At 35.8% G+C, this 6,268-nt stretch carries 5 protein-coding genes; 1 reads left to right on the top strand and 4 read right to left on the bottom strand.

The genetic code is table 11. The features are described from left to right. Positions 1-74: 74 nt before the first annotated feature. A complete protein-coding gene (locus H6F47_RS26380) occupies positions 75-1,814 on the bottom strand; it encodes an NFACT family protein (protein WP_190651704.1) in 1,740 nt (579 codons plus the stop codon). 357 nt (positions 1,815-2,171) lie between these two features. Beyond that, entirely contained in the window at positions 2,172-2,444 is a 273-nt protein-coding gene (locus H6F47_RS26375; RefSeq protein WP_096565916.1) for a hypothetical protein, read from the bottom strand. Positions 2,445-2,782: 338 nt separating this feature from the next. Between H6F47_RS26375 and H6F47_RS26370 the strand changes: the two genes are divergently transcribed. Further along, positions 2,783-5,035, top strand: a complete 2,253-nt coding sequence (locus H6F47_RS26370) for a DNA methyltransferase (protein WP_199291305.1) — start codon at positions 2,783-2,785, stop codon at positions 5,033-5,035. Positions 5,036-5,128: 93 nt separating this feature from the next. Here H6F47_RS26370 and H6F47_RS26365 read toward each other — a convergent pair whose 3' ends face one another. Together H6F47_RS26365 and H6F47_RS26360 are read right to left on the bottom strand one after the other, a co-directional pair. Further along, positions 5,129-5,611 (bottom strand): DUF3368 domain-containing protein, encoded by a 483-nt coding sequence (locus tag H6F47_RS26365; RefSeq protein WP_190651702.1) that lies wholly within the window; start codon positions 5,609-5,611, stop codon positions 5,129-5,131. A gap of 2 nt (positions 5,612-5,613) precedes the next feature. Then, positions 5,614-5,871 (bottom strand): UPF0175 family protein, encoded by a 258-nt coding sequence (locus H6F47_RS26360; protein WP_137668086.1) that lies wholly within the window; start codon positions 5,869-5,871, stop codon positions 5,614-5,616. Between the last annotated feature and the right edge of the window lie 397 nt (positions 5,872-6,268).

Raw genomic sequence — 6,268 nt, 5'->3', positions numbered from 1 at the left:
CCAGTCACCAGTCACCAGTCACCAGTCACCAGTCACCAGTCACCAGTCACCAGTCACCAGTCACCAGTCACCAGTCACCAGTCACCAGTCACCAATTGTGGTTTTCCCCAAATTATGGTTTCGTGTTTATAAACCACAAGTCCAGGTTTTGCACCTTTGGGTTTATACACTCGGTTGGGTTGGGTGTAAACTACTGGTACTTGTTCACTTTCACGGCCACGACTAAAGTAAGCTGCTAGGTTAGCTGTGTATTCTAAGTCTGCTTCTTCGGCAACAGCACCGGGTTCTAAACGTAGTAAAACATGACTGCCGGGTATTTCTTGGGCGTGAAACCATAAATCATAATCTCCTGCTACCCGAAATGTGAGATAATCATTTTGGTTGTTGTTACGACCGATCAAGACTTCAAAACCGCTAGGGGTGCGATAACGACGAAAGTTTGTACTTGCGGTTTCAGTGTTGCTGCGACGACGATATTCTAAGTCTTCTAAATATTTTTGTTCTATGAGTTCATCGCGTATTTCTTCTAAAGCTTGTAAGTCTTCTGTATTTTGGTAGTTCTCTATTTGGGAAATAGCAGCTTCTACTTGTTCTAAATAGTCTATTTCTGATTGTACGTCTAATAATAGTGGTTCAACTGCTGCACGGGCGCGTTTGAGTTTTTGGTGTTGTTTGTATAGCTTTTGGGCATTTTGGACGGCGTTTTTATCTGGTTGGAGGGCGATCGCCACTGGTTTTCCTGTCTCAAAATCATCTAAAATAATTTCTGTCATTCCTGGTTGCCAGTTTTGCAGATGTGCCATTAATAGGTCTGCTTGTTGTTTGTATTCATCTGCTTGATCTGACTGTTGTAACCGGTCTTTAAAGGTTTGGGCTTTAATATTTAACTTACCCAAAATATTACCCAACTTCTGGGTTAACTGATGACGTAGCTGAGAAAATGATTGTTGATTTAATTGATCTGTATAATATTGGTTGAGTAATTCTTGGATATTTTTGGCTGGTGTTATTCCTCCCCAACCTAAAACAGTGTAACCTTTTGCAGTTACAGCAGGTTGAAATTTTCCACTTTCTAAAGTTTCTAAAGTTTGTAACCATTCTTGCCATTTGGTAAATAACCTCTCCCAGTCATCGGCAGTTAAAATATCAGTATTGGTTTCTGGTGATATATTGGCAGCGAATAACATAGAATCTAATAAAGCTGCACTTAAACCGCTATAACTTTTTAGGAGTTGCTTTTTAATAGCACCTGGAACTAAACTAACTCGTTCTTGCCACCGTGTTTGTGATTCGTTTAAATTGGGTATAGTTCCTGTTAGTTTGGGTGGTGTTTCGTAAGGTTCACCAGTTTGAATAGGACGAACTCTAGACTGTTGTTGACTAACTTGATGGGCGGCGGTGATAATTTCGTTATTTGCGTCGGTGAGAATAGCATTACTATATTTACCCATAACTTCGACGTACAGGTGATAAAGTGCTGCTTCTCCTGGACGACGGGCAAATTTAAAGTCTACCACTCGTTCCCAAGGGGCGATAAAATCTATAGCTATTAAAGCTAAACCACCTAACTGATGGATGAGTTGTTGACTGAAAGTGAAAGTATCTGGTGTGCGTGGTGGTGGTTCAGCAATACAAATTCTTGTGGCTTGGGGATGCCATGATATATCTAGCCACTCGCGCTTTTTCATGGTGCGGAGGGCGATGGCTATGGTATGGCGATCGCGTTGATATACCTGTTCTGTGCGTGCAGGTAGCCAGTTAGCGCGGAGTTCGCTGCAAGTTGCGGTGAGGGTGGTAAAGTCTACGGGTTGCAAAATAATTAATAACTATGATTTTTAGGTTTAAGCTATTCTGAATTATAGGACTTAGGCACAGATCACGGAATAACGAACCGCAAAGTACGCAAAGGACACAAAGGGAAGAGGGTTTAAGAGAGATTTTGGGTTATTACTGAGTTATTATCATTTTTTGAAGAAGCAGCGCCAAACCGTTTAACAGTTTCTTCTTTCTCTGTGTTCTCTGCGCCTCTGCGGTTCGTTTATGAATTTTTTAGTGCGATCGCCACTAACAAGATAATTAACAATATATAGCAGGAGTCAGGAGGCAGGAGTCAGAAAGAGAAAATTAACTTTTGCCTTCTCACTGTCACCTGTCACCTGTCACCTGTCACCTTACTGCCAGGGTGAAGGAATAGGAGTAGTTGACAGGACTTTATCAGCCATTAATCTTAAACCTGTTTTACCACAACTAGGACAGGTAATTTCTAGAAATTGGGATGAGGTGACATCTACTTCACTCAAAATACCTTGTTTACAGTGCCAGCATTCAAATATAACTCTGCTCACGGGTTGATTACAGTCTAATATCTTGATGTGTTGAGATGGGGTGGGTTGACTGTCTATTTTTCTAGGTTTGGGGAATTTTTTGATTTCTTGAACTTCCATCGTTGTACCTGCTTTACTTTCTATCCACTTTAGCCTTTAGGTTGGGAGATCACAAAGCTAAACTCATCTGTTGTTGCACTTGATCGGGAAAAAGGCTGAAAAACCTACCAGATACCCGACTTCTGAATATATTTTTTTATCTCACGCAGAGGCGCAGAGGACGCAGAGAGAAATATATGTATTATTGGAGTAGTGAGAAAGTAATGTTTGATTAAAATTTTTAACAACTGTGTTAATTATTCAGTAATATTACTAACAATTATAACAAATACGAACATCACAGATATTTTCGAGTATCATATTAGTTTGAAGCTCAATATTTACAAGAATCAAGGAAAATGAGTAATATTAGTAATATTTTCGGGAATTTGGATTTCTCATCTCTGAAATATAACTCTGATTTTAAAGAAGATAGTGTTAGAGAAGTAATTATTCTCCCGATTTTACAAGCTTTAGGTTATACACAAGTTAATATAGTTCGCAGTAAAACTTTACAACATCCGTTTTTAAAGATTGGTAGTAAAAAACGTCCTATTAATCTTATTCCTGATTATGTTTTAAAGGTAGAAAATAATTTTGCTTGGGTACTGGATGCAAAAGCACCAAATCAAAATATTCAAGATGGTGATCATGTGGAACAGGTTTATAGTTATGCTACCCATCCAGAAATTAGAAGTAATTATTTTGCACTTTGTAATGGTGTAGAGTTTGCTATTTTTAAAACCACTGGAAATAATATACCCGTTTTGTTTTTCTCTCTTGATGAAATAGATTTTCATTGGGATAAGTTAACCCAATTTCTCTCACCTTCCAGTTTTCAATCTGGGAAAAACTTTAGTTATGAACCTGCTACGGTAACAGTTAAAGCTAAAAGTGAGTTTGATTATAATACTCGTCCTTTATTAGCAGAAATACCCGTAAAAAAACAAACTGCTAAGAGACATTTTGGAGTTCATGGATATTTTACTAAACAAGCTTGGAATGTGGTATCTGAATATATTAAAAATTTTAGTCAACCTGGAGATTTAATTCTTGATCCTTTTGGTGGTAGTGGTGTTACAGCTATTGAAGCATTAATGAATAATAGAAAAGCTATTAGTACAGATATTAACCCAATGGCGGTTTTTCTAGTTAATTCTTTAATTGCTCCTGTAGATTTTGATGAACTTTCAGCAGCTTTTGAAAGGGTAAAAACTGAATATCAAAAACAAAAACCAACTACAGAAATAGAAATTCAAAAAGCATTAAAAAAATATCCCTATCCTCAAGGTTTACGATTACCTAAAGGTTCGGATGTGGAAACAGTAGAACAGTTATTTAGTGATAAACAACTGGCACAGTTAGGGTTATTAAAGTCACTTATCAAAAAAGAGAAAAACAAAAATATTCGAGATTCATTAATGTTAATGTTTTCTGGACTTCTGACAAAAGCTAATTTAACTTATCATACAACACCAAATAAACCAGCAGCAGGACAAGGAGATTCTTCTGCTTTTAGATATTATCGTTATAGAATTGCACCGTCACCTGTAGATATAGATATTTTAACATATTTGGAAATGAGATTTAAAAAAGTAGATGCTGCTAAAAAAGAAATGCAATACTTTATTAATCAAACAACGATTTCTCACGCGAAAATTTTAAAAGGAACAGCCACAAATTTGAGTTTTATTCCTAAAGAAAGTGTAGACTATATATATACAGATCCTCCCTATGGTAAGAAAATTCCTTATTTAGATTTATCTGTAATGTGGAATGCTTGGTTAGATTTAGAAGTAACAGAAGCAGACTATGAACAAGAAGCAATAGAAGGAGGAGAACATCAAAAAACCAAAGAAGAATATAACCAACTGATAGCAGAAAGCATCAAAGAAATGTATAGAGTATTAAAATTTGATCGCTGGTTATCATTTGTATTTGCCCATAAAGATCCCGAATTTTGGCATTTAATTATTGACACCGCCGAAAGTTGCGGGTTTGAATACATCGGTGCAGTACCACAAAAAAATGGACAAACAAGTTTTAAAAAAAGACAAAATCCTTTTACAGTTTTATCAGGACAACTAATCATTAATTTCCGTAAAGTTCGCAGTCCTAAAGCCATCATGAAAGCTAACTTAGGAATGGATATTGCAGAAATCGTAATACAAACCATAGAAGGAATAATAGCTAAAAATGATGGTGCAACCCTAGAACAAATTAACGACGAACTAATTATTAAAGGTTTAGAACTAGGATTTTTAGACCTATTAAAAAAAGAATATTCTGACTTAACACCAATTTTATTAGGAAACTTCGACTATGACGAAAAAACCGAACTTTTCACCCTCAAAAAAGATGCAAAATTCAAATCACATATAGATGTAAGATTAAGAATAAAATACTATTTAATTAGTTACTTACGCAGAATGGAACGAGAAAGAAAAAATCCCAGCTTTGATGAAATAGTATTACATCTGTTACCACTTTTAAAAAACGGCACAACACCAGAAAATCAAACAATTTTAACAGTTTTAGAAGATATTGGAGAACGGATAGGAGAAGACAGTTGGAGGCTAAAAAGAGAAGGACAACTATCCTTATTTGAGTAAATTAAAACCTCCTTTCCCTCCCTTTGCGTCTTTGCGACTTTGCGACTTTGCGCGAAAAAGTTTTATTAATCAACCCCTAAACTATGCCAAAATTTATCTATTATCTTGTTCCTTGAGAAATTGAATTAAATCATGAGATAACCATAAACCAGCTTTTTGTAATGCTTGAATAGGTTCATCAATAGAAGTTATTAACCCTTGTTTCTTTGCTAAAACTAATACTCCCAAAGTTCCCATAAAGGGAATATTTAAACTTTTCGCCACTTTTCTAGCAGCAGCATCATCAATAACTGCGCGATAACCAATGTTTTCTAAAGCAAATGTCAAAACTTCAGATTCTCCTAAATCTATACCCCAAGGTACAATTAAAGCAGAAATTTCAGAAATAGTAACTTGTTTTGCCCAATTAGCATTAGGTAATTCTTGAGATGCTATATCTATTTTACCAGCTTTGACAATTTCACCCCAAACAGCAGCAGGAACAATAATTTCCGTAAATAGCTGTGGTAGTAAATAGGTAAGTTGACTTTTAAATAGTACAATTAGCGGTGATGTGTTAATAACTATTTTATTCATATCTATTCATCTAGTGATGCAATTTCCTCGGCTAATTCGACCGCAGTATATTGAAAGGGAGAAACCTGATAACGAATCAGAACATCCATAAATTCTATTCTGTTTAAACCTGCTATCTCTGCCGCTTTACCTTGAGATATTGATCCTAATTCATACCATTTAACAGCAGCAGCTATTTTCATTTCTCTGGCTAATTCATCAGGGGATTTTCCTAATGTGTGAAAAATACTTTCTGGTAATTCTATAGATATAGTTGTCATGGTTAGGTAGTTGAAATTAATAATATAATTGTAATATAGCAATCCTGAACAGTTAGTGAGAAAATTCTAAAATATAACATATTTCTTGACAGTAAATGTGCAAGTCATAAAAAAATATCCCCTGACAAAACCAGAGGATATCAAAAACCCGTCAAAAAAGATTATTCTATTAATTAGGGTTTGCTGAATAAACCTAAAACCTTGATATATCAAAGGTTAGAGGCTGATAAACACAGAAATTAGTGCAAGGGTTTTGAAGGGTATACCGGAAAAAGTGTGCATTTTTTGGGATTTCAAGAGATAGCAAAGAAATTTTCAAATCTCCTCCTGACTCCTGACTCCTGACTCCTGACTCCTATGCCCTCACGGAAAGACTTTCTCAGCAACCCCTAATTAA

It is taken from the genome of Sphaerospermopsis sp. FACHB-1094, assembly GCF_014696195.1.
GTDB classification, from domain to species: Bacteria; Cyanobacteriota; Cyanobacteriia; order Cyanobacteriales; family Nostocaceae; genus Sphaerospermopsis; species Sphaerospermopsis kisseleviana.
This window is presented reverse-complemented; position numbering and strand designations above follow the sequence as displayed.

Bases quoted from the DNA above. Each gene is read 5' to 3' on its own strand.
- H6F47_RS26375 (WP_096565916.1), bottom strand. From the start codon at position 2,444: ATGGAAGTTCAAGAAATCAAAAAATTCCCCAAACCTAGAAAAATAGAC.
- H6F47_RS26370 (WP_199291305.1), top strand. From the start codon at position 2,783: ATGAGTAATATTAGTAATATTTTCGGGAATTTGGATTTCTCATCTCTG.
- H6F47_RS26365 (WP_190651702.1), bottom strand. From the start codon at position 5,611: ATGAATAAAATAGTTATTAACACATCACCGCTAATTGTACTATTTAAA.
- H6F47_RS26360 (WP_137668086.1), bottom strand. From the start codon at position 5,871: ATGACAACTATATCTATAGAATTACCAGAAAGTATTTTTCACACATTA.